Origin of the sequence: Corynebacterium pseudogenitalium (genome assembly GCF_024453815.1) — a bacterium.
Classification (GTDB): domain Bacteria; phylum Actinomycetota; class Actinomycetes; order Mycobacteriales; family Mycobacteriaceae; genus Corynebacterium; species Corynebacterium pseudogenitalium.
Genome location: NZ_CP072934.1, coordinates 1,787,150 through 1,807,668, shown reverse-complemented (window position 1 = coordinate 1,807,668; position 20,519 = coordinate 1,787,150). Strand labels below are relative to the sequence as shown.

Genomic DNA, 20,519 nt, shown 5'->3' with positions numbered 1-20,519 from the left:
ATGGCTATGTCGGAACAGAATATGCGCGGCAGGATTCACACGCACTCCATCTCGCTGAGGTGGAACGATTTTGACCGGTACGGCCATGTGACAAACTCGGCTTACATCGAGATCGCGCAGCAGGCGCGACTCGCGTTTGCCCAGGAGTTCTTCGAGTCTCAGGGGTACGAGTTTGTGGTGTTCGTTCGGCGCATCGAAGCGGACTACGTTCGCCCAGTGCTGCCGAACACGCAGGCAGTGACCGTTGATACGCAGGTGATCCACCTCGGCAACACGTCCTTTACGACGCGTCAGGAGATCAAGGACGCACAAGGCAGCGTCTGTTGCGTGATTGATTGCGTACAGGTCACCGTGGATAAACGGACGGCGAGCCCGCGAGCAATCACCTCGCAGGAGCTCGGCATCCTTGCCCGCGCCTACACAACGCTCGACGGTGACGACGAGCTGGGGCAGGCATAGGTGGCTACCACCGAAACGCTTGTTGTTGAGCAGGGGGAGCGCGGACTGCGCGCCCTGCTGCAGCGCGCCCTCGCACTCCAGGATGACGCCTACGCGCGGTTCCAGCGAGTCGGGGAACACGACGTCGATGTCTTTGTCACCACCCCGTTCGACTGCGTCGCCTCGCGCCGGGTCCGCGGAACTATCTCCCGCGACGGTGCGGTGGTGCCTGCGCGCCGGGTTCTCGAGGCACTCGAAACTGCGACGGGAACACTTGGCGCGGCGCAGGATCAGAACTGGCCTGGGGCACTGCCACCGGCGCAAGGGTTCGTGCTGCGCGAAGAGGTGCCTATTTCTACAGCGCGTCAGCTCGCCGACGAAGGCCGAAACCTTGCGCGCCAGTTCGCGGGCCCGCTCGGCCCGCCGGTTTCACTTCTCGACGCCGTGGTCATCACCGTCGACGCGGACGACCGCGGCCCGAAACTTGAAATACCCATGCGTGCGGTGTTTACCTGCACCTCGCTTGGGCTCATTCCGGGGTTCGAAGCCCCGGTCGAAGTGCCTCGCTACCTGCGGGTTTCGAGCGCAGGCAGGTGGGTGCGTATCGACGCCCCCTTCGGCACCGTCTACCACAGCAAGTCGCTGAGCCTATTCGTATGACCGCGGGCCCTGGTTGATCATCATGTACGCGACTCGCTGCATGTGATTCCACATGGCGGCGCGGTAGGGCTGGGGCAGGGTGGCGTCGTCAAACTCGGCCATTGCCTTGCCCATCAGCTCGAGCCAGCGGTCCGCCTCAGCCTCCCCGATTGCAAACGGGAAGTGGCGGCGGCGCAGCATTGGGTTGCCACGGCGCTCCTGGTAGGTGCGTGGCCCGCCCCAGTATTGGGTGAGGAACCAACGCAAGCGGGATTCGGCGCCTTCCCAGTCCTCGTCGGGGTACATGGGGCCGATGAGGTCATCTTCTTTGACCTGGGCGTAGAAGCGGTGCACGAGCGTGTGGAAGAACTCCTCGCCGCCGACGGCTTCGTAGAGCGTTTGCTGTGCCTCGTTGCTATTGCTGATCTGCATCGTTGTTCTCGCCTCCAGGGGTGCGGTCCAGGTGTCGGATGTAGGTCGGCTCCGTGCCAGGCAGCGGCACGCCGTGCGTGTGAAGCGCCTCGAGGATGACCGCGGTCATGAAACGGGAGACGCCCCACTGCTCGCCAGGCAGCGTATTGACCATCACGCGCAGGGTTGCGCACTCCGGGTCGAACTTGGAAATGCCCAGCATGGTGGCCTCACCGACGAGTTTGTCCTTGATCTCGGGGCGCGTCACTGCGTCCTGCATTGCGGCCTCGACGACGCTGGCTGCCTGCTCCGGATCAGCCTGGATGGAAACAGGGATCTCGAGGCGGGCAACGGAGAAGACGTCGCTCTGGTTGCCAAGCAGATCGATGTTACCGTTTCGGACGTACCAGAGGGTGCCGTCAATATCGCGGACGGTGGTGATGCGCATCGTGACGTGCTCTACAGTGCCCTCAATGTCGTTGACCGCGATGACGTCACCGACACCGTACTGGTTTTCCAGCAACATGAAGATGCCGCTGAGGAAGTCTTTCACAAGGGACTGCGCGCCGAAGCCGAGGGCGACGCCGACGACGCCCGCAGAGGCCACGAGCGGGGCGACGTTGACCCCGAGTTGGTCGAGCACCGCGAGGACCGCCCACACCCAAATCACAATTGCTGCCGCGGAGCGTCCTACGTTCGCCAGCGTGAGGATGCGCTGCTGGCGGCGCTGCTCCCGCGAGCGCGAATGCGCAGTGTCGGGTTTCACGGCGCCAGCGCGGCGGCGGAAGGGGAGAGCCGCGCTGGAGGAGTTGATGGCGTTGTTCGCGGCCTTCGTAATGATTCTGCGCACCACGATGTGCAACACAAGGGCAATGGCCAGGATGACCAGGATCCACAGGGGGCGGGTCACAAAGATGTCTCGCGTGGCGGGGTCATTCCACCACGAGGTGACGGAGTCGACGGCTTCGTCGACATCTGGAACGCTCACGGATTTGGCTAAGACTGATGGAGAAAACTGCGTAAGAGAAAACATTGTGCTCTAGTTTACGCGCTACGTCTCGAGCAGCCGTCGAGCACCCGGGTTACCGCAAATGGGGGTATTGGCCGTGGCTTGGGCGATGTTGTAATTGGCGTTGGAGATTCCTGAATTTGGCACGTCGATAGGGTTCAACTGAAAGTATGACTTTGCAATTTATGGACGTGTCAAGTGTCGCGCACTTTGTTCAAATTTATTGTTAGGTACTTTTATGGTCCAATGAACTATATTAGAAACAACTGAGATTTTGGTGTTGTACCTTTTGGCGTCACACCTGGAGTTATGGGCGGGCGGCAGTGAACCTAAACGCAGCCGCAAAAATAGGAGGAATTTATGGCGAAAAAGCCAGCGTATGTAGCGATTGCTGATGCTCTGCGGAGCCAGATCGAATCGCGCGAGCTCGAACCCGGCGACAAGCTACCGCCAGAACGCGAACTTGTAGACATGTACGGGGTGGCACGCATGACCGTGCGCCATGCACTGGACCTATTGCAGCTCGAAGGAATTATTGAGCGTAAGCGTGGCCGCACCGGTGGCACATTCGTTCGCGCGCTGCCTCCGATCATCGACTTGACGGGCAAGGTATCGCTGACGGAGCAGCTTATCGCGCATGGTCTGGACGTCTCTTCCGAACTGATTTCGGAGACCGCTGCGCCCGCACCGCAGATCGTCGTCTCTGCATTCGGCGTAGACTCCCGCGATAAGTTGCTCACCAGCGAGCTCGTTCACTTTGCCAACGGTAACCCGGTGTTCGCTGAAACCACGTACGTTCGCCCCGGTTATGAGTCCAAGTACAGCCGTAGCTCCGTCGACTACGCACGTGGCCAGCGTACCGACCTGGGTGGCGTGACTCCTCACCTGCGCCGCGAGGACATCCTGTTCCCGGCCAACCCGACCGATAAGGAGCGCGAGAGCCTCTCCTTGGCGGCGAACACCCCGGTGCACCGCATCACGCGCAAGCTCTTTGAGGGTGACACGCTGGTCATGTTCGCCTCTATCGTGGCTCGCACGGATGCGGCGCAGATCCGCATCGTCGAGGAGCTCTAGCCTCTAGCGCAGCGTTTTCGCTGCGCCTTCCGCGCCTGCGTCACCAACACGGTTGCGCAGCGCGCGCTCCACGCGGGCCTTACCCTCCGAAACGATGCGGCGCAGGCCCGCCGGAATGTCCTCCCGCGCAAGGAGCGCCTCGGCGCGCTCGACTGTAGCAATCGAAATATCCCACAGCGGGAACAGGCCCTCGAGCGTGTTCTGAGCCATCTCGTTGGTCAGTTTGTCCCACAGCTCTGGCGCGATCTCGAAGTAGCGCTCGGCCAAGCCGTCCATGCCTTCGGAGGTGAAGGTGAGGCCGTCGATAAGGAAGCGCACCTCAAGGTTTGTGCGTGTACCGCTGACGATCTCATCCCACGCCCACTGTTTGTTCGTGACGGCGTCGATGCGCAGGCGCGACAGCGCACCCTCGGAGGACGGATCCTCCTCGTTCTTGGCGGTCTTGGCCAGCATGGCGCCGCCTGCGACAAGGTTCGTGAGCACGAGCCAGCGAATCTCCTGGTTATCCAGCGACTGTAGGAGTTCGTGGAAGTACGTCGTGTTCTGCTTCGAAGGCTGCAGGCGGGCGAGCGCGCGCTGGTAGATACCTGCAGGCTCCTGGCCGCGGAATGCCTCGCTGAGCATGTAGAAGCCGGTGCGCTGCCAGGACCATGCCACGTACTGCTTGACCGCCAGCGTCGCCTGCGCGAGGAGGCGCTCCTGCACACTCGGTTGGTCTTCGAGGCGGCTGAAGTTGGCCACGGCCATCACAAACTTGCGCGCTGGCAGCAGCGTGTCGCGGACGGCCTCCCACAGGGATGACCAGCACAGGGTGCGCGCAAGTGGGTCCTCGATCTGCCCGATGTGCTCCAGCACGAACTCAGTGTGTTCCGGCGTGAGGCGCATCTTGCAGTACGTGAGGTCTTCGTCGTTGACCAGCGCGAGGTCGTGGTCGATGCCGACGAGCTCGGGAACCTCAGTGCGAGCCCCCTCGATGTCCACCTTTACGTGGTGGGTGCGCACGACCTTGTCGCCGTCAAGCTTGTACAGCCCGATGCCGACCCGGTGGGTGCGCAGCACATCGGATTCCTGCACGACTGCGAAGGAATCCTCAGTGATTTCGGGGCGAAGGGTGGACACACCGGTGGTGCGCAGCCACTGCTGGGACCACTCGCTCAAATCGCGGCCCGACGACTTCTCCAACGCGCCCAGAAGATCGTCGAAGGAAGCGTTGCTGAACTTGTGGTTGTTGAAGTGATCGCGCACGCCCGCGAAGAACTCGTCGCGGCCAACGTATGCCTGCAGCTGCTTCAGCACGGACGCGCCCTTGGCGTAGGTGATCCCGTCGAAGTTCTGCTCGGCGGTCTCGATGTCCGGGGCGTCAGCGGCGATTGGGTGGGTCGTCGGCAGCTGATCTTGCTGGTAGGCCCATGCCTTCTCGACGGCCGCGAACGTCGTCCACGCATTCGGGTACTCGCCGATCTCGGTCTGGGCAATGGCTGCGGACCAGGTCGCGAAGGACTCGTTGAGCCACAAGTCGTCCCACCACTGCATCGTGACGAGGTCGCCGAACCACATGTGCGCCATCTCGTGCAGGATCGTGTCGTTGCGGCGCTCGAGGCGATACGGGGTTGGCTCGGAAGTAAAGACGTACTCATCGCGGAACGTCACCGCGCCGGCGTTCTCCATTGCGCCCATGTTGTACTCGGGGCAGAAAATCTGGTCGTACTTGCCGAACGGGTACGCAATCGCAAAATTCTTGTGGTAGTACGCGAAGCCGTCTTTCGTCTGGCGGAACAAGCGTTCTGCGTCGAGGTGCTCCATGAGTGAGGCGCGGGCAAAGATGCGAAGCGGGATACGCTTCAGATCGTCGACGTACTCGTCTTCGACGAACTCGTACTCGCCGGCGCAGATTGCCACCAGGTACGTCGACAGTGGGTAATCAATGGTGCAGGACCACACGTTGCCCTCACGGGTCGCCTCCTCGTTGAGTACGACCGTGTAGGCCTCTGGCGCGTCGACGGCAATCTTATACGTGGCCTTGATGTCCGGCTGGTCGAAGCAAGCAAACACCTTCATCGCCATCGCGGGTTCGAACTGGGTGTAGAGGTAATCTTTGTTGTCCATCGGGTCGACGAACTTGTGCAGGCCTTCACCAGTGTGGTTGTAGGTAATGGTGGCGTCGACAACTAAGGTGTGCTCGCCCTCGGTGAGCGTGAGGGTGCGGCCGTCGACGGGGCGGCCGTCGAGCGTTGCGGAGAACTCGTCGGCGACCAGATCGAAGAACGTCTCGCCTGCGCCCGAGCGGAACGTGACCGTGGTGGTCGACGTGAACTGCTCTGCTCCGTTGACATCGAGCGCAATATCGTAATGGACATCTGAGATAAGTTGTGCGCGAAGTTGTGCGTCGCTGCGCTTGAGGTTTGTCTTCATGTCCTCCAACATACTCGCCGTACCTGTGTGTTTTTCGCTATGGTGGCTGCATAATTTCCGGAACGAATGGAGGAATGATTCTGTGACTGCACCAGTTACCTTTTGGTTCGACGTAAGCTGCCCATTTTGCTGGCTCACTTCGCGTTGGATGAAGGAAGTAGAAAAGGTCCGCGACATCACGGTCGAGTGGGTGCCGATGTCACTGTCCATTCTTAACGACGGCCGCGACATCCCCGCCGACTACGCCAAGATGATGGAGGCCAACTGGGGTCCCGCGCGCGTGTTCGCAGCGGTGAAGCGCGACCACCCAGAGAAGATCGACGCGCTCTACACCGCGATGGGCACCGCCATTCACGCCGGGGAGCAGGGCGGCAAGAAGGGCTACGGCGCCTACGACGAGATCATCGCGGCAGCACTCGAAGAGGTAGGTCTCGACGCCAGCTACGCCGACCTTGCCAACACCAACGAGATGGACGAGCTGCTCGGCACCTACCACCAGGGTGCGATGGACGCCGTCGGTGACGAGGTGGGCACCCCGGTGGTCAAGCTAGGAGACACCGCATTCTTTGGGCCGGTCATCACCCGCGTCCCAACGGGTGAGGAGGCAGGCAAGCTTTTCGACGCCTCCCTGGCACTGAGCGAATACCCCTACTTCTTCGAACTGAAGCGTTCCCGCACGGAACCGCCGCAGGTGAGCTAGCAGGAAGGTAGGGTAGAGCGCATGCGAATTTACCTTGGGGCAGATCATGCCGGTTTCGAACGAAAGAATCAGATTAAGGCCCACCTGGAAAAGCAGGGCCACGAAGTCATCGACTGTGGTGCGCACGAGTATGACGCCCTCGACGACTACCCAGCGTTCTGCATCGCCGCAGCTGAGCGGACGGTAGCGGACGAAGGCTCCCTCGGCATCGTGCTGGGCGGCTCTGGCAATGGTGAGCAGATCGCCGCGAACAAGGTGAAGGGCGCTCGCTGCGCCTTGGCGTGGTCTGAGGAGACCGCGCGCCTGGCACGCGAGCACAACAACGCGCAGCTCATCGGTATCGGTGGGCGCATGCACACCGAGGAAGAAGCACTGAAGATCGTCGACGCGTTCATTGGTCAGGAGTGGAGCAACGAGGAGCGCCACCAGCGCCGCATCGACATCCTGTCCAAGTACGAGGAGACGGGCGAAGCCCCGGCTATCTAGCCCAGTTCTTCGTAGTCCGTGGGGTGCGGGCCGTGGCGCCCAAACTCCTCCTCGTCGAGCGCGACGATGGCGGACATTTCTTCGGGGCTGAGCGTGAAGTCGAAAATGTCCATGTTTTCACGCATCCGCTCCGCGGACGTGGTCTTGGGGAACACGATCACGTCGTTTTGTAGATGCCAGCGCAGCACCACCTGCGCTGGCGTTTTGCCGTGTGCCTCGGCGGCGTCGGTAATTTCCGGGAAGTCCGTCAGGTCGTAGGCGCCGCCGCCGAGCGGAGCCCAGCCCTCGATGGCGATATTGTGCACACGCATCGCGTCGAGCTCTTTCCAGTTTTGGAACAGCGGGTGCAGCTCAACCTGGTTAACCACGGGGGTGACGTCGGTGTGCATCTCAATCTGCTCAATGTGCTCTGGCAGGAAGTTTGAGACGCCGATGGAGGTGGTGAGTTTAGCCTCGCGGAGTCCAATGAGGGATTTCCACGCATCCACGTATGCGCCCTGTCCGGGCAGCGGCCAGTGAATGAGGTAGAGGTCCACGTGGTCAAGACCGAGTTTCTCTAGCGACTCCTCGAGCGCCGCCGGGGCATCGTGGTGGCGGTTGTTCCACAGCTTCGTGGTGATGTACAGCTCCTCGCGCGGGATCCCCGACTTCGCGATTGCCTTGCCGACGCCCTCTTCGTTCCCATAAATGTGGGCGGTGTCGAAGTGCCTGTAACCTGCCTCCAGCGCTTCGCTGACCAACCGCTCGGCCTCCTGCGGGTCTACGCGGTGGAGGCCGTAGCCGAGCTGGGGGATTGATGTGCCGTCGTGAAGCGCAAACATGGGTACCATGCGCTTTACTTTAGCGGCTTGTCACCTTGCCAGTCGCTTGCGCCACCGGGGCTACCAGCGTGGGGCGTGCCAGCCTGCACACCACCGCGATCACGGCCGCCGCAACGAGGAACAGGATGACGCCAGTCCAGCTCGTGCCGTACACGTCTGGGTCGACGTCACCGGAGGCAGCGAACATCGCGTTCATGTTTCTGCGCAGACCCGTGGTGAACACCAGGAAGACGTGCACCACGGTGAACAGGACGAAGAACAGCATGGTGGGGAAGTGAATGGCGCGTGCAGCCTTCAGCGAGAAGAAGGACCAGGACTTCGGCCACCACTCGCTCATGCGAGCGCCGGAGAGGATCGCCAGCGGCGCGGCAAGGAACACCACCGCGAAGTACGACAGCTCCTGCAGCGCGTTGTAGTGCACCCACGGGTTTTCCGTCGGCCAGTCCAGACTGAGGTACTGGATCCCCGCGGAGACCGCTTGCGGGATGACCTCCCAGCTCGTGGGCACAATGCGCATCCACTGGCCAGTGGCGAACAGCACGATGTAGAACACCACGCCGAGCGCCACCCACAGCACGTCAATGGTGAGGTGCAGCCACAGGGTAAGAGAAATCTTCTTCTTGGGGTTCTTGCGCGGCGCCCAATACGCTTCGGGTTTGCGCTCGTGGCGCACGGTCATACCAGTCTTGATGATGAGCGCCATGAACAGCATGTTGAAGAAGTGCGACCACCCCAACCATGCGGGCAGCCCAACAGGTGCGCCTTCCGGCAGGGGCTGCTGGCCGGTGTAGCGCTCGATGAAGCTGCTGCCCGTCGGGGTGCTGACGAACCAGCGCGCCACCAGGACCGCGACTACGAACGCAGCGAGCAGCGCGACGCCACCGTACGCCCACCAGCGACGCGATGGAGTTTGAGTCGGCGCAGGCACGGGCTGTGCCGCCAACTTCGGCCGCTCGGGCTGTGCTAGCTGCGGCGAGGACTCGACTGCCGCTACCTGTTCCGGCGCCTGTTCTGCAGCCTTCGCCGCTGCGCCGTAGAGCGGAGGAACCGCCACAGCGGGGTCCTCTGGGACGTCGACACTGGCGACAGGCGGGAACGGGCCAGCCCCGGCAGTACGCGGAAGGCCCTGACGCACGGCGACCGTGGTGAGCGGGCCAGCTGGTTGCCCTTCCGCGGGCTGTTCGGCAGCAGTGCGTTCTGCAGCCGTTGGGAACACCTGCTGCACGGCAGGGTCCGTAGCGACTGCGACCGAGTCGGTAGGAGGCCATGGCTGGCCGCTCGGGGTACGAGGCAGGCCGCGACGGAGGGGCGTCGATACGCCTTCGGGTTGCGCTGGGGCCGGAGCCGCTTGAGCGCCGACCAGATCGCCGGTCACGGCCGGATCGGGTTCGAGCGCGACCTCATCAACTGGTGGCCACGGCTGGCCGCTCGCTACGCGGGGCAGGCCACGACGAAGGTGCACCTGCATTACTCGGACGCCTCCGTGCCGCGGCGAGCTGCGATCTGCTCGATGAGTTCCGGCACCACGTCGAAGAGATCGCCAATGATGCCGAAGTCCGCGATATCGAACAGCGGAGCGTCCTCATCGTTGTTGATCGCGATGATGGTGTCGGCTGTCTGCATGCCCACGAGGTGCTGCACAGCGCCGGAAATGCCGATGCCGATGTAGAGCTTCGGGCTGACCACGATGCCGGTCTGCCCAATCTGGGCGTCGTGGCTGATTTGGTCCTCGTCCGCAGCGGAGCGGGTCGCGCCGACTGCGGCACCGAGCTCGTCGGCAAGCCCGCCCACGAGCTGCTCGAACATGTCCGCGTCACCCAAAGCAACGCCTCCTGCAACCACGCGATCGGCGGTGAGCAGCTCCGGGCGCGTCGAGGTGCGCACCACCGGCGTCACCGAAGTCACCGTCGCGGCGCGTGTCCCGGAGGCAGTGACGTCCAACTCGTGAACCTCGGGCGCGGTGGCGTCCGCACGGCGACCGATCGCGCCGACGCGCACCGTAATAATTGGCGCCGAGTGGGTCGCTGCAGCGGTTGCGGTGTAGGCGCCGCCGTAGTTCTCGTGGTCCGTCACAATGCCCTGGTCGTCGCGGCGGACATCAATCGCGTCGGTGAGCAGGGCCTTGCCCTTGCGCACGGCCAGGCGCGACGCGACGTCGCGGCCGCGGACGGAGTGGGCGAGGATCACAGCTGCCGGGTCGGTGGCGTTGAACGCGGCCTCGGCGGCGTCGACAAGAGGGACTGCCTGCTGCTGCGCGTCAACGTTAGTGGTCAGCACCACGGCTGCGCCGAGCTCGCCGAGCGCTTCGGCGTGTGCTGGGTTGGTGGTCAGTACAACCGGGGTACCCAGAGGCGCGGCTGCGCCGATGAGTTCGGCGGCGGTGGAGTCGAGCTGGTCGTCGTGCGTCGCGTCGAGCACGACCAAAACTGTGCGGGGAGAGGTTGCCATGTCAGTATCCTTCGTTCGGCGGGTTAGATGTAGTGCTTCTCTGCAAGGAAGTCGACCAGCTGGCCCACAGCGTTCGGGCCGTAGTCAATGATCTCGCCGCGCTCACGCGCAGGACGCTTTTCGACGTCCACCATGATCGCCCGCGGCCGTGCGAAATCCTCCGCGTCGACACCGAGCTCCGCCAGCGTCAGCGTGTGCAGTTCCTTCTTCTTTGCCGCCATCAGACCCTTGAAGTTTGGGAAGCGGGCATCAGGGTACTCGTCCGAGACCGCGACCAGCGCCGGGAGTTGCGCCTCGAGGGTGAGCGTGGCGTGATCGCTGACCTGCGTCGCGGTCAACGTGTCGTTGCTGAGCGTGACCTCGGTCGCGTTGGCGATGGCGGGCCAGCCGAGCATCTCTGCGAGCAGCCCACCCATGACGCCGCCACCGCCGTCAGAGGACGCGGTACCGAGCACAACCAGGTCGTAGTCCTTGTTGCGCAGTGCCGCCGCGAGCACTTCTGCCGTCAGCGTCACGTCCGCGCCGAGGAGCGCGTCGTCGGCAATGATGTAGGCATCATCCGCGCCCATCGCAATGCCCTTGCGCACGCTGGCATGCGCTGTTTCTGGCCCTACCGTAATGAGGTCGACGATGGTTTCCTCGTCGCCGCGGGCCTCCTTGAGTCGCATCGCGGCTTCGACGGCGCGTTCGCAGACCTCGTCAGCGACGACATCACCAGAGCGATCGGTCAGGCCGGTTTCCAGATTCAGGTCGCGGTCGCCGTACGTATCCGGGACTTCCTTGAGCAACACTGCAATGTTCACGAAACGCTCCTTATACGGTGGGGTGCTAAACGGTAGGCATTCTAGCGCACTGGCCTGGACTAAAAGTCAAATCCCCCGAAGTCGAAGCCACCGCCATCCCCAAAGAGGCCGCCGTCACCGAACAGGCCCTCGCCGCCGGCGTCGCCCATGTCGCCCATCTCCCCGGCATCGTCGATGTCTCCAGCATCTCCCATATCGCCGAAGTCGCCTGCGCCGGCGTCCCCGAAGTCACCCGCTGCGAAGGCCTCAGGCGATGGCGTGCCGGCCATACCTGCGAACATCGCGGAGTAGAACATCATCGAACTTGCAGCCCACATGCCGGTCATCATCGCTGGAGCCCACCAGGCGGTGGAGTACCAGCCAGCCGGTACTGGGCGGCCGGCGACAACGCCGCCAGGGTAGTAGTTCGGGGTGCGTTCAGAAGCGTACGGGGATGCGGTGACGGTGGTGCCGTCTTCCTGGCGGATCGTTCGCTCTTCGGTCACCCGGCCCGCGCGACGCTGGCCTTCCAGTTCCGGAAGCTCTGGGCCCGCGGGCATGCCCATGATTTCGCGTGCTGCGTTGACATAGTGCAGCCCCTCCAGGGCAGATTCGCGAGCGAGCATAGCCTGCTTCGGTGTGGTCGCCTGGCCCAGCGCGCCACTTGCTGCGTTGTAGCGTTCAGAGGCGTCGGCCATCGCCTGGGTCGAAGCGGCGTCGGTACCGGAGATAGTAAGGACTTGCGAGCCAAGTCGCTCTGTCCAGCGGCGTGCGTCCGCAATCGCATCCTCGAGCTGGAGCTGTTCGCGCTGGTTGGTCGCGCCATTCTGGCGGCTCTTTATCAGGTACACCGCGGCGCCAACGATAGCGAGGATCAAAATGAGGTTCATAGTGAGGGAAAGCTCCTTCGGAATCGGCCACAAATTATTAGTACTTACAACGTGCAACGCACGTGGTCGGGAGAAAGTTCCACGCTAAGCGGGTGGTTTTGTCTCAAAGTGGGCGGTGGGTTACACTTGCGCCCATCACCTTTTGGTGAAGTGGGAATGTCGTATAGTGGCTAATACCTCAGCCTTCCAAGCTGAAGACGCGGGTTCGATTCCCGTCATTCCCTCCAAGTAGTAAAAAGGACGCGGTTACACAGGATGTGTAGCCGCGTTTTTGTTTCTGTGAATATAGCCCAAAAGTAGTGTTGAACTGTCGATTTGCGTATTGCTCTGGGGCATGGTTATAGTTGCCAACGTCGCAATGAGCAATCATTCGCGGGGCGTGGCGCAGTTTGGTAGCGCACCTGCTTTGGGAGCAGGGGGTCGCAGGTTCAAATCCTGTCGCCCCGACATCAACAAGCCCGCTAGAAATAGCGGGCTTGTTTACATATCCGTACAATTTACCCGATTAATTACAGGAGTAATCCGTGAAGACTTCCGTCGACAAGCTCAGTGAGACTCGTGTCAAGTTGGACGTCAGCGTTCCTTTCGATGAGCTCGGCAAGGAAATCGACCAGGCGTACAAGTCAATTGCGCAGCAGGTCAACATTCCTGGCTTCCGTCGCGGTAAGGCTCCTCGCCAGCTGATCGACGCCCGCTTCGGCCGTGGCCCGATCCTGGAGCAGGTTGTCAACGACATGCTGCCAACCCGCTACGAGAAGGCTGTCCTGGAAAATGGCCTGAACCCGATCGGTCAGCCAGAGATCAACATCACCAAGATCGAGGACAACGACGTCGTCGAGTTCACCGCTGAGGTCGACGTTCGCCCAGAGATTACTGTCCCTGACTTCTCCAAGATTGACGTCACTGTTCCGGCCCTCGAGGTCAGCGACGAGGACGTCGACAAGGAGATCGACCAGCTCCGCGAGCGCTTCGGCGAGCTCAAGGACACCAAGCGCAAGATGAAGACCGACGACTTCGCAGTCATCGACCTGCACGCTGAGGTTGACGGCGAGAAGGTCGAGGAGGCTTCCACTGAGGGCCTGACCTACCAGATCGGCTCGGACGACCTGATCAAGGGCCTCGACACCGCGCTGCGCGGCATGAAGACCGGCGAGGACAACGAGTTCACAGCGACGATCGAGTTCGGCGAGCACAAGGGCAAGGAAGCCACCATCAAGGTACACGTCCAGCAGTCGAAGGAGCGCAAGCTTCCTGACTTTGACGACGAGTTCGCTCAGATGGCCTCCGAGTTCGACACCGCTGAGGAGCTGCGTGAATCCACCAAGGAGCAGCTCGCTGAGGACAAGAAGACCCAGCAGGCAGCTGACATCCGCGACGAGGTACTGAAGGCAGCGCTCGAGGAGACCAAGTTCGAGCTTCCGAAGTCCATCGTCGAGGAGCAGGAGCACAACATGCTCCACCAGATGCTCGGCCAGCTGGCGCACGACGAGGCTGCTGTCGCACAGTTCCTCGAGGCACAGGGCATGACCCGCGAGGAGTTCGACAAGAAGAACCACGAGCAGGCTGAGTCCGCTGTCCGTACCCAGCTGTTCCTGGACGCTGTTGCTGACCAGGAGGAGCCTGAGGTTTCCCAGCAGGAGATGACCGACCACATCCTGTTCACCGCGCAGTCCTACGGCATGGACCCGAACCAGTTCGTGGCGCAGCTGCAGCAGGCAGGCCAGATCGGTAACCTCTTCGCAGACGTCCGCCGTGGCAAGGCACTCGCTACCGCGATCTGCCGCGTGTCCGTGAAGGACGACAAGGGCGAGACCGTCGACCCGAACGATTACTTCGGTGAGGTTGAAGAGGAAGAAGCAGAGGCTTCCGAAGACTAAATCGTGAGTTGAAACGCCCCGGCGATGCGCACGCGTTGCGCCTACGCCGGGGCGTTTCGCCATTCACTACGGGTTCACAACGTACGTGTACGCCATCAGCGAACAACCCCGTGCAAAGTGGACTATCGGAGTAGGGTGGTGGCATTGTTGACGCTACATAAAAGAGTTTGAACCACGAAGGAGCCATTTTTATGACATCCCCATCGCAGGGCATGAACTTGGGTGATTCTGTCTATGAGCGCCTGCTGCGCGAGCGCATTATTTTCCTGGGCCAGCAGGTTGACGACGAAATTGCGAACAAGCTGTGCGCGCAGATCTTGCTGCTGTCCGCGGAGGATCCAACTCGCGACATCTCGCTGTACATTAACTCCCCGGGTGGTTCCGTGACTGCCGGCATGGCGATTTATGACACGATGAAGTACTCGCCGTGCGACATTGCTACGTACGGCATGGGCTTGGCGGCGTCGATGGGGCAGTTCCTGCTTTCCGGCGGCACGAAAGGCAAGCGTTACGCGCTTCCGCACGCTCGGATTATGATGCACCAGCCGTCCGCAGGCGTTGGAGGTACTGCTGCCGACATTGCTATTCAGGCTGAGCAGTTCGCTGCGACGAAGCGCGAGATGGCCCAGCTCATCGCTGAGCATACCGGCCAGACTTTCGAGCAGATTACGAAGGATTCCGACCGTGACCGTTGGTTCACGGCCCAAGAGGCGATGGAGTACGGCATCGTGGACCACGTTATCGAGAGCGCTCAGGGCTCGATCAGCAACTAAGTAGACAGGAGAATTTACGTATGTCTTTCCAAATGCCTTCCTCCCGCTACGTGCTGCCACAGTTCTTGGAGGAGACTTCCTTCGGCACGAAGCAGATCGACCCATACGGCAAGCTTTTCGAGGAGCGCATCGTCTTCCTGGGCACCCAGGTCGATGACACTTCCGCGAATGACATCATGGCGCAGCTGCTGGTGCTGGAGTCCCAGGACCCGGACCGCGACATTACGATGTACATCAACTCGCCGGGTGGCTCGTTTACCGCGCTGATGGCGATTTACGACACGATGCAGTACGTCCGCCCGGACGTGCAAACGGTGTGCCTCGGCCAGGCTGCGTCCGCTGCGGCGGTTATCCTTGCCGCAGGTGCGCCGGGGAAGCGCGCTGCGCTACCGAACTCGCGTGTGCTGATTCACCAGCCGGCGACGCAGGGCACCCAGGGCCAAGTTTCTGACCTTGAGATCCAGGCCAACGAGATCGAGCGCATGCGCCGCCTGATGGAGGACACACTCGCGCACCACACCGGTCGCACTGCGGAGCAGGTCCGCATTGATACGGATCGCGACAAGATCCTTACCGCGCAGGAAGCTGTTGAGTACGGCATCATCGACCAGGTCTTTGATTACCGCAAGCTGAACGGCTAACTTCTGATCGCTTTTCGACGCCACCATGGGTAACCGGGTGGCGTCTTTTTGTGTGCTTGACAAAGCGTGAATAAAAGGACGCGAATAGACAGACCGTGCGGTACATTCTTCACACATCTGCGAAAACACGACACGTGAAGATAAAGGAAAGAGCGCGGTGGATATCAGAACTTCCATTAACACTCGGCCGATGAGCCCGTACCAGTGGCTGATCATTGCCGTCATTACCTATTTGAACGCCCTTGACGGCTATGACCTCGTTGCAACCGCATTCGCGGCGCCGCACCTGGCGGAGGAGTTCGCGATCGGCTCGTCGCTGCTGGGCTGGGTACTGTCGGCAGCGCTGCTCGGCGTTGGTGTCGGCGCGGCGGTCTTTGGGCCGGCGGGGGATCGATGGGGGCGTCGAAACGTGATTCTTGTGGCGCTGCTGATTGACACCGTGGGCCTGCTCCTGTCGGGATTCGCGGGGAGTACCGCGGCGTTTATCGCGTGGCGTTTCGTCACTGGTGTGGGCGTGGGCGGCGTGCTCGCGTGCGTGACCGTGTTGGTCAGTGAGTATTCTAACGACCGGTTTCGTGGGCTGGCGATGGCGGTCTACGCGTCGGGGTACGGTGTTGGAGCGACGCTGTGCGGCGTGCTGGCGTCCAAGGTTGTGGAGAGCCACGGCTGGCACTGGATCTTCTTCGTGGGCGCGGCACTGTCTGCCGTGGCGCTGGTGCTTGCAACAGCGTTGCTGCCGGAGTCGGTGGACGTGCTCGCGAGTCGCGGGGATGCTGCGCGCGTTGAGCGTATCGCACGCCGCATTGGGCACGGGGGCGCAGTGGTCCCGGCCCAGACGAGCGCCCCGGCTTCCGCCTCGGGTGCCCTGCGCGCAATCGTCTCCCCAGCATGGCTGTCGACGACTGTACGGATCTGGATTGCATTTTCGCTGATCAGCTTTGGTTTTGCCTTTGCTAATTCCTGGACGCCCAAGTTGCTCAACGAACTGGGACTGTCCGCGCAGCAGGGTATTTTCGGCGGCATCATGATCGCGTTCGGTGGCACAATCGGCTCGCTGATCTTCGGAGTGATTACCACGCGCGTTGATGCCCGCGTGCTGCTCATCGCCTTCGCCATCGGTGGCGCGGGCGCGTTGGTGGCCTTCATCTTCTCCGCGGGCGCGTCGTTCGTGGCGTTCCCGCTGGGCGTACTGGTTGGTATGTTGCTGAACGCGTGCGTTACCGGCATGTACACCGTGACCCCGGCGGCCTACCCGACGCACTTGCGGGCGACCGGCGTTGGAGTGGCGTTGGCTGTGGGGCGAGTTGGTTCGGTCTGCGGACCACTGCTCATCGGCTACCTCGCCGAGGCCGGGCTGGGGCCACGTGGGCTCTACATCGTTGCGGCAGGCGTGTTCGTGCTGAGTGCGGTCGCCCTGGTAGGCCTGCGTGCGCCGGCCGCGAAGCCGGTCGTCGTCAAGAAGCCAGCGGAGGTACTGCAGGCTTAAGGGCAGTACGGGACCGCGTCGCGCACCGCGGCCGGCGCGGAGGCGAAGTCCTTACGGTCCCAGCAGGCGTTGCCTTCGTGCTCGCCGACGGGGTCAACGGATGCCCAAGAGTTGCCGTTGGAAGCCCAGAAGTACTCCTGGCCGTTCGGCATCACGGTGCGGGCCCAGTCGCCGTCGCAGAAGGTGCTGTATTCGTCGCTCGCTGACTGCTGGCCTTGCTTCGGCCACGCGCACGCTGCGCCGTTCTGAGGGGCGGGCTCGGCAGGCTGTACTGGCGCGGGCTCGTCGCTGTCATCATCGCTAGAGGAGGCAGAAGAGCTCGACTTTTTCGAAGAACTCGAGGAGCTAGACGAGCTTGAGCTCTTCTTCGAGGTACTCGTCGATGTCTTTGTCGAGGTGGACGTCTCGGTCTCGGTCGCGTCCTCGTCATCATCGTCGGGCGCCGGGCTTGTCGACGTCTCCTTCGCCGGGAACGAGATCTCAGGCTCCGCCAAACGATCCTCCGGCGACGAGTTACACCCGGCCAACAGCGTCGTGCACGTCAAGAGTGCGGCAAGCACAAGTTTGGGCCGGGTGTTCATCACTAGGGGATCCTTTCTGACAGACTTCTGCGTCTAGCGTAGCCGACAAATCTTAGCCCAAAAACTTCAGCAGCGCTTCATTGAACGGAGCAGGGTTCTCGATGGGCACCTGGTGCGAGCCCGGCTCAATGACCACAGACTCCACGGGGCCTGCGACGCCGTCGGCGATTTCGGCCAGTTTGTCCGGACCGGTACCGGCGTCGCCGGTGGCCGCGATGGTCAGCACTGGGCAGGTGATCTGATCCAGGTGGGAAGCGAAGTCCCACTTTGCCAAGGCATCGCCGTTTTGGGCGTAACCCTCGGGGTCGATGGCGCTGACCATGTCGTGGATGCGCTCGACTTCCCCTGGGTGGGCGTCGATAAATGCTGGGGTGAACCAGTTAGGAATGAGCATGTCGGCGATGGGGCCCATGCCTTCCTCCCGTGCGATGCGCGTGCGCTCGTCCCACTGCTCATTGCCACCGAGGTAAGTCGCGGTGCAAGCGAAGACAGCCTTCTCCACGCGCCCGCTGTACGCCGCAAGATACTGCGCAATGGCGCCGCCGAGGGAGAGGCCGACAACGCTGAAGCGGTCGACCCCCTCGCGGTTGAGTGCGCTCAAGATATCCTGCGCAAGCAGCTTCACGGTTGCGGAGCCGGGAGCTACCTGGGCGACGTCGGAGCCGCCGTGCCCGCGATGATCGACCGCGATGACACGGTGGTGCTTCGCCAGTTCAGGAATCTGCTTGGACCAGGATTCGTGCGTCGTCGCGATGGAGGAGAGCAGCACCACGGTGCTGGTGTTGTCTTTATTGCCGTATTCCACAGTATGTATATGCGTCATGCGCTCCATTGTGCCCTTGATCGCCACGATGCGCGACAACGTGCGAGAGTGTGTGAGTTTGACGCACCCGCTAAGCTCTAAGGTCAACCCTTAGGCGAGACGAAGAAGCTGGAGTCCAACGCATCTATGGCAACATCCCCAAACACCTCAAACCTGTTGAAGTGCTCCTTTTGCGGCAAGACGCAGAAGCAGGTTCGCAAGCTCATTGCCGGTGGCGGAGTCTACATTTGTGATGAGTGCATCGAACTGTGCAACGAAATCATCGAGGAAGAACTCGGCGGGGCGCAGGCTGAGCAGGATGAGGCTGCGGATCGGCTGCCGAAGCCAAGTGAGATCACCAAGTTTTTGGACCAGTACGTCATCGGGCAGGACTCGGCGAAGCGCACGCTCGCGGTGGCGGTGTACAACCACTACAAACGCATCCGGGCGGAGTCGGAGAATGTAACGAACCGCAAGCGTGATGAGGAAGTGGAAATCGCGAAGTCGAATATTTTGCTGCTGGGGCCGACGGGCTCCGGCAAGACGTACCTCGCGCAGTCGCTTGCCAGGATGCTCAACGTGCCATTCGCAATTGCCGACGCCACCAGTCTCACCGAGGCGGGGTACGTCGGAGAGGACGTCGAAAACATCTTGCTGAAGTTGCTGCAGGCCGCGGACTTCGACGTTAACCGGGCGCAGCACGGCATCATCTACGTCGACGAGGTAGACAAGATCTCCCGCAAGTCCGAGAACCCCTCGATTACCCGCGACGTGTCCGGCGAAGGCGTGCAGCAGGCACTGCTGAAAATCCTGGAGGGCACCGTCGCGTCCGTGCCGCCGCAGGGCGGGCGCAAACACCCGAACCAGGAGTTCATCCAGATTGATACGACGAACATCCTGTTCATCGTCGCCGGTGCGTTCGCGGGCTTGGACAAGGTGATTGCGGAGCGCGTGGGCAAGAAGGGCATCGGCTTCGGGGCGGAGATCGACTCGAAGCAGGAGCGCGACGAAGCCAACATGCTGGCGCAGGTGCAGCCGGGTGACCTGGTGAAGTTCGGCCTCATCCCTGAGTTCATTGGGCGCCTGCCGATCATCGCGAACGTGGAGAACCTCGACCGCGACGCCATGGTACGCGTACTCACCGAGCCGAAGAACTCACTGGTGAAGCAGTACAGCCGTCTCTTTTCGATGGACGGCGCCCAGCTCACGCTCACCGATGATGCCCTCGAGGAGATCGCGGACCGCGCTGCCGAGCGCAACACCGGCGCCCGTGGCCTGCGCGCCATCATGGAGGAAGTGCTCGTGCCCATCATGTACGACCTGCCCGACCGCGAGAACGTCAGCGAAGTTGTCATCAACGGCGACGTGGTGCGGGGCGCTGCAGAGCCGCGGTTCGTGGAAGCGGAAGGGCAGCGCTCGGCGTAAGGCTGCCGAGTCGCAGCTAGTAGATGTCGTAGAGGTCGTCGCTGGCGCCGGTGCCTTCGCTGTCCGGCAGGGAAGTGGCCTCGAGGTAGCTTTCGTAGCCCGAGGGCGCGATGTTGGATGTCAAAAACGCCAGCACGGTATCAATAACCATGCGACGCATCCCTTCGACGTTTCGCGGCTCGTCGAGGTCGAGGTGGCTCGTAATTATTGACGCCGCGTTGCCCGATACCCGCAGCGTGCTCAGCGCCGTGAGCAGCGCGAGTACGTCATCGGCGGAGATCCCCGGCCGAAAGGCACCGGCGTCCTGGCCCACGAGCAGGAGGCGCTCGACGTGCAGCGTGATCTCGCTGCGGCCGTGCACAATGTCCGCTGAGGCGTCCTCGAGGACCGGCTCGAGCCGCTCACGAATGAGCAGCTGAACTGCCTCAGGGTTTTCCTGGAAGGAGTGGAACATGCTGTCTACGAAGCGGCGCATGCCGTCAACCGGGACTGCGTAGGAGCGCTGCAGGATCTCTTCGGGTGGAGCCAGGCGGTCGAGCGCGCGCCTGATCGTTTTTGCGTAGAGGCCCTTTTTGTCGCTGAAGTGGTAATGGATCATCCTTTTCGACATGCCGGTTTCCTTCGCGATGGCACCCAGCTTTGTTTGGGAGAAGCCACCGCGGGCGAACATGTCGAGGGCGATGTCAACAACACTGTCGATTTCTGCGTTGATATCTGGTTCAGGTGCTTTGATACTCGCCGAGGTGGGGTCGGTGGGGAAATCCATCGTTGTATCCGCTCCTGAATTACTACGCATGCGTGAATGTTGGCTCATTGGTGACATC

21 protein-coding genes and 2 tRNA genes are annotated in these 20,519 nt (G+C 62.0%); 12 read left to right on the top strand and 11 right to left on the bottom strand.

Features of this window, described 5'->3' with window-relative positions:
* Positions 1–6: 6 nt before the first annotated feature.
* Both KBP54_RS08670 and KBP54_RS08665 read left to right on the top strand, forming a co-directional pair.
* Positions 7–459 carry an acyl-CoA thioesterase gene (locus KBP54_RS08670; RefSeq protein WP_071573570.1) on the top strand — a complete coding sequence of 151 codons (453 nt, stop codon included), beginning with the start codon at positions 7–9 and terminating at the stop codon, positions 457–459.
* Positions 460–1,098 carry a DUF8185 domain-containing protein gene (locus KBP54_RS08665; protein WP_256005403.1) on the top strand — a complete coding sequence of 213 codons (639 nt, stop codon included), beginning with the start codon at positions 460–462 and terminating at the stop codon, positions 1,096–1,098.
* Here the strand turns inward: KBP54_RS08665 and KBP54_RS08660 are convergent.
* Together KBP54_RS08660 and KBP54_RS08655 are read right to left on the bottom strand one after the other, a co-directional pair.
* Positions 1,087–1,509, bottom strand: a complete 423-nt coding sequence (locus tag KBP54_RS08660) for a globin (RefSeq protein ID WP_070478425.1) — start codon at positions 1,507–1,509, stop codon at positions 1,087–1,089. The genes KBP54_RS08665 and KBP54_RS08660 overlap by 12 nt on opposite strands.
* Positions 1,493–2,521 carry a mechanosensitive ion channel family protein gene (locus KBP54_RS08655; protein ID WP_070478424.1) on the bottom strand — a complete coding sequence of 343 codons (1,029 nt, stop codon included), beginning with the start codon at positions 2,519–2,521 and terminating at the stop codon, positions 1,493–1,495. Before KBP54_RS08655 ends, KBP54_RS08660 begins: the two co-directional genes overlap by 17 nt.
* Before the next feature lie 336 nt (positions 2,522–2,857).
* On the opposite strand from KBP54_RS08655, the gene KBP54_RS08650 reads away from it, so the two are divergent.
* On the top strand, positions 2,858–3,571 hold the full coding sequence (locus KBP54_RS08650; RefSeq protein ID WP_256005401.1) for a GntR family transcriptional regulator: 714 nt from the start codon (positions 2,858–2,860) through the stop codon (positions 3,569–3,571).
* A 3-nt stretch (positions 3,572–3,574) separates the two neighbouring features.
* Here the strand turns inward: KBP54_RS08650 and pepN are convergent, their stop codons facing one another.
* The gene (gene pepN / locus KBP54_RS08645; RefSeq protein ID WP_256005399.1) at positions 3,575–5,983 is read right to left on the bottom strand and encodes a M1 family aminopeptidase; all 2,409 of its coding nucleotides are present in this window, start codon (positions 5,981–5,983) and stop codon (positions 3,575–3,577) included.
* A gap of 82 nt (positions 5,984–6,065) precedes the next feature.
* Between pepN and KBP54_RS08640 the strand changes: the two genes are divergently transcribed.
* Together KBP54_RS08640 and KBP54_RS08635 are read left to right on the top strand one after the other, a co-directional pair.
* The gene (locus KBP54_RS08640; RefSeq protein ID WP_070362020.1) at positions 6,066–6,683 is read left to right on the top strand and encodes a mycothiol-dependent nitroreductase Rv2466c family protein; all 618 of its coding nucleotides are present in this window, start codon (positions 6,066–6,068) and stop codon (positions 6,681–6,683) included.
* 21 nt (positions 6,684–6,704) lie between these two features.
* Entirely contained in the window at positions 6,705–7,169 is a 465-nt protein-coding gene (locus KBP54_RS08635) for a ribose-5-phosphate isomerase (RefSeq protein ID WP_070362021.1), read from the top strand.
* Here KBP54_RS08635 and KBP54_RS08630 read toward each other — a convergent pair.
* From KBP54_RS08630 to KBP54_RS08610, 5 genes are read right to left on the bottom strand one after another with little or no spacing between them, the layout of a single operon-like run.
* Positions 7,166–7,999: an aldo/keto reductase gene (locus KBP54_RS08630; protein ID WP_256005397.1), complete on the bottom strand. Its 834-nt coding sequence runs from the start codon at positions 7,997–7,999 to the stop codon at positions 7,166–7,168. The two genes, KBP54_RS08635 and KBP54_RS08630, sit on opposite strands and share 4 nt — an antisense overlap.
* A 10-nt stretch (positions 8,000–8,009) precedes the next feature.
* Positions 8,010–9,458, bottom strand: coding sequence for a cytochrome b/b6 domain-containing protein (locus tag KBP54_RS08625; protein WP_256005396.1), 1,449 nt, complete (start codon positions 9,456–9,458; stop codon positions 8,010–8,012).
* Positions 9,458–10,438 (bottom strand): electron transfer flavoprotein subunit alpha/FixB family protein, encoded by a 981-nt coding sequence (locus KBP54_RS08620; protein ID WP_256005394.1) that lies wholly within the window; start codon positions 10,436–10,438, stop codon positions 9,458–9,460. The genes KBP54_RS08625 and KBP54_RS08620 overlap by 1 nt, the downstream gene beginning before the upstream one ends.
* 23 nt (positions 10,439–10,461) lie before the next feature.
* Entirely contained in the window at positions 10,462–11,241 is a 780-nt protein-coding gene (locus tag KBP54_RS08615) for an electron transfer flavoprotein subunit beta/FixA family protein (protein ID WP_071573561.1), read from the bottom strand.
* Positions 11,242–11,300: 59 nt separating this feature from the next.
* Positions 11,301–12,110, bottom strand: coding sequence for a DUF1542 domain-containing protein (locus tag KBP54_RS08610; protein ID WP_256005392.1), 810 nt, complete (start codon positions 12,108–12,110; stop codon positions 11,301–11,303).
* A gap of 152 nt (positions 12,111–12,262) precedes the next feature.
* On the opposite strand from KBP54_RS08610, the gene KBP54_RS08605 reads away from it, so the two are divergent.
* From KBP54_RS08605 to KBP54_RS08580, 6 genes are all read left to right on the top strand, one after another.
* Positions 12,263–12,337 (top strand) — tRNA-Gly (locus KBP54_RS08605).
* A 146-nt stretch (positions 12,338–12,483) separates the two neighbouring features.
* A tRNA-Pro gene (locus tag KBP54_RS08600) sits at positions 12,484–12,557 on the top strand.
* Between the two features lie 77 nt (positions 12,558–12,634).
* Positions 12,635–13,987, top strand: a complete 1,353-nt coding sequence (gene tig / locus KBP54_RS08595) for a trigger factor (RefSeq protein ID WP_070362026.1) — start codon at positions 12,635–12,637, stop codon at positions 13,985–13,987.
* Positions 13,988–14,178: 191 nt separating this feature from the next.
* On the top strand, positions 14,179–14,760 hold the full coding sequence (locus tag KBP54_RS08590; RefSeq protein WP_070362027.1) for an ATP-dependent Clp protease proteolytic subunit: 582 nt from the start codon (positions 14,179–14,181) through the stop codon (positions 14,758–14,760).
* A gap of 20 nt (positions 14,761–14,780) precedes the next feature.
* On the top strand, positions 14,781–15,401 hold the full coding sequence (locus KBP54_RS08585) for an ATP-dependent Clp protease proteolytic subunit (RefSeq protein WP_070362028.1): 621 nt from the start codon (positions 14,781–14,783) through the stop codon (positions 15,399–15,401).
* Positions 15,402–15,558: 157 nt separating this feature from the next.
* Positions 15,559–16,887: an MFS transporter gene (locus KBP54_RS08580; RefSeq protein ID WP_256005390.1), complete on the top strand. Its 1,329-nt coding sequence runs from the start codon at positions 15,559–15,561 to the stop codon at positions 16,885–16,887.
* Here KBP54_RS08580 and KBP54_RS08575 read toward each other — a convergent pair.
* The gene (locus KBP54_RS08575; RefSeq protein ID WP_177224295.1) at positions 16,884–17,471 is read right to left on the bottom strand and encodes a hypothetical protein; all 588 of its coding nucleotides are present in this window, start codon (positions 17,469–17,471) and stop codon (positions 16,884–16,886) included. The two genes, KBP54_RS08580 and KBP54_RS08575, sit on opposite strands and share 4 nt — an antisense overlap.
* Positions 17,472–17,520: 49 nt before the next feature.
* Positions 17,521–18,291, bottom strand: coding sequence for an alpha/beta fold hydrolase (locus KBP54_RS08570; RefSeq protein ID WP_256000907.1), 771 nt, complete (start codon positions 18,289–18,291; stop codon positions 17,521–17,523).
* A gap of 126 nt (positions 18,292–18,417) precedes the next feature.
* On the opposite strand from KBP54_RS08570, the gene clpX reads away from it, so the two are divergent.
* A complete protein-coding gene (gene clpX, locus KBP54_RS08565; protein WP_256005389.1) occupies positions 18,418–19,695 on the top strand; it encodes an ATP-dependent Clp protease ATP-binding subunit ClpX in 1,278 nt (425 codons plus the stop codon).
* A gap of 16 nt (positions 19,696–19,711) precedes the next feature.
* Here clpX and KBP54_RS08560 read toward each other — a convergent pair whose 3' ends face one another.
* A complete protein-coding gene (locus tag KBP54_RS08560) occupies positions 19,712–20,509 on the bottom strand; it encodes a TetR/AcrR family transcriptional regulator (protein WP_256005387.1) in 798 nt (265 codons plus the stop codon).
* Positions 20,510–20,519 lie beyond the last annotated feature (10 nt).

What these genes read in the sequence shown, in the direction of transcription:
- KBP54_RS08630 (WP_256005397.1), bottom strand. Translation starts at nt 7,999, where the DNA reads ATGGTACCCATGTTTGCGCTTCACGACGGCACATCAATCCCCCAGCTC.
- KBP54_RS08560 (WP_256005387.1), bottom strand. Translation starts at nt 20,509, where the DNA reads ATGAGCCAACATTCACGCATGCGTAGTAATTCAGGAGCGGATACAACG.
- KBP54_RS08625 (WP_256005396.1), bottom strand. Translation starts at nt 9,458, where the DNA reads ATGCAGGTGCACCTTCGTCGTGGCCTGCCCCGCGTAGCGAGCGGCCAG.
- KBP54_RS08635 (WP_070362021.1), top strand. Translation starts at nt 6,705, where the DNA reads ATGCGAATTTACCTTGGGGCAGATCATGCCGGTTTCGAACGAAAGAAT.
- KBP54_RS08670 (WP_071573570.1), top strand. Translation starts at nt 7, where the DNA reads ATGTCGGAACAGAATATGCGCGGCAGGATTCACACGCACTCCATCTCG.
- clpX (WP_256005389.1), top strand. Translation starts at nt 18,418, where the DNA reads ATGGCAACATCCCCAAACACCTCAAACCTGTTGAAGTGCTCCTTTTGC.
- KBP54_RS08590 (WP_070362027.1), top strand. Translation starts at nt 14,179, where the DNA reads ATGACATCCCCATCGCAGGGCATGAACTTGGGTGATTCTGTCTATGAG.
- pepN (WP_256005399.1), bottom strand. Translation starts at nt 5,983, where the DNA reads ATGAAGACAAACCTCAAGCGCAGCGACGCACAACTTCGCGCACAACTT.
- KBP54_RS08610 (WP_256005392.1), bottom strand. Translation starts at nt 12,110, where the DNA reads ATGAACCTCATTTTGATCCTCGCTATCGTTGGCGCCGCGGTGTACCTG.
- KBP54_RS08660 (WP_070478425.1), bottom strand. Translation starts at nt 1,509, where the DNA reads ATGCAGATCAGCAATAGCAACGAGGCACAGCAAACGCTCTACGAAGCC.
- KBP54_RS08650 (WP_256005401.1), top strand. Translation starts at nt 2,858, where the DNA reads ATGGCGAAAAAGCCAGCGTATGTAGCGATTGCTGATGCTCTGCGGAGC.
- KBP54_RS08585 (WP_070362028.1), top strand. Translation starts at nt 14,781, where the DNA reads ATGTCTTTCCAAATGCCTTCCTCCCGCTACGTGCTGCCACAGTTCTTG.
- KBP54_RS08620 (WP_256005394.1), bottom strand. Translation starts at nt 10,438, where the DNA reads ATGGCAACCTCTCCCCGCACAGTTTTGGTCGTGCTCGACGCGACGCAC.
- KBP54_RS08655 (WP_070478424.1), bottom strand. Translation starts at nt 2,521, where the DNA reads ATGTTTTCTCTTACGCAGTTTTCTCCATCAGTCTTAGCCAAATCCGTG.
- KBP54_RS08570 (WP_256000907.1), bottom strand. Translation starts at nt 18,291, where the DNA reads ATGACGCATATACATACTGTGGAATACGGCAATAAAGACAACACCAGC.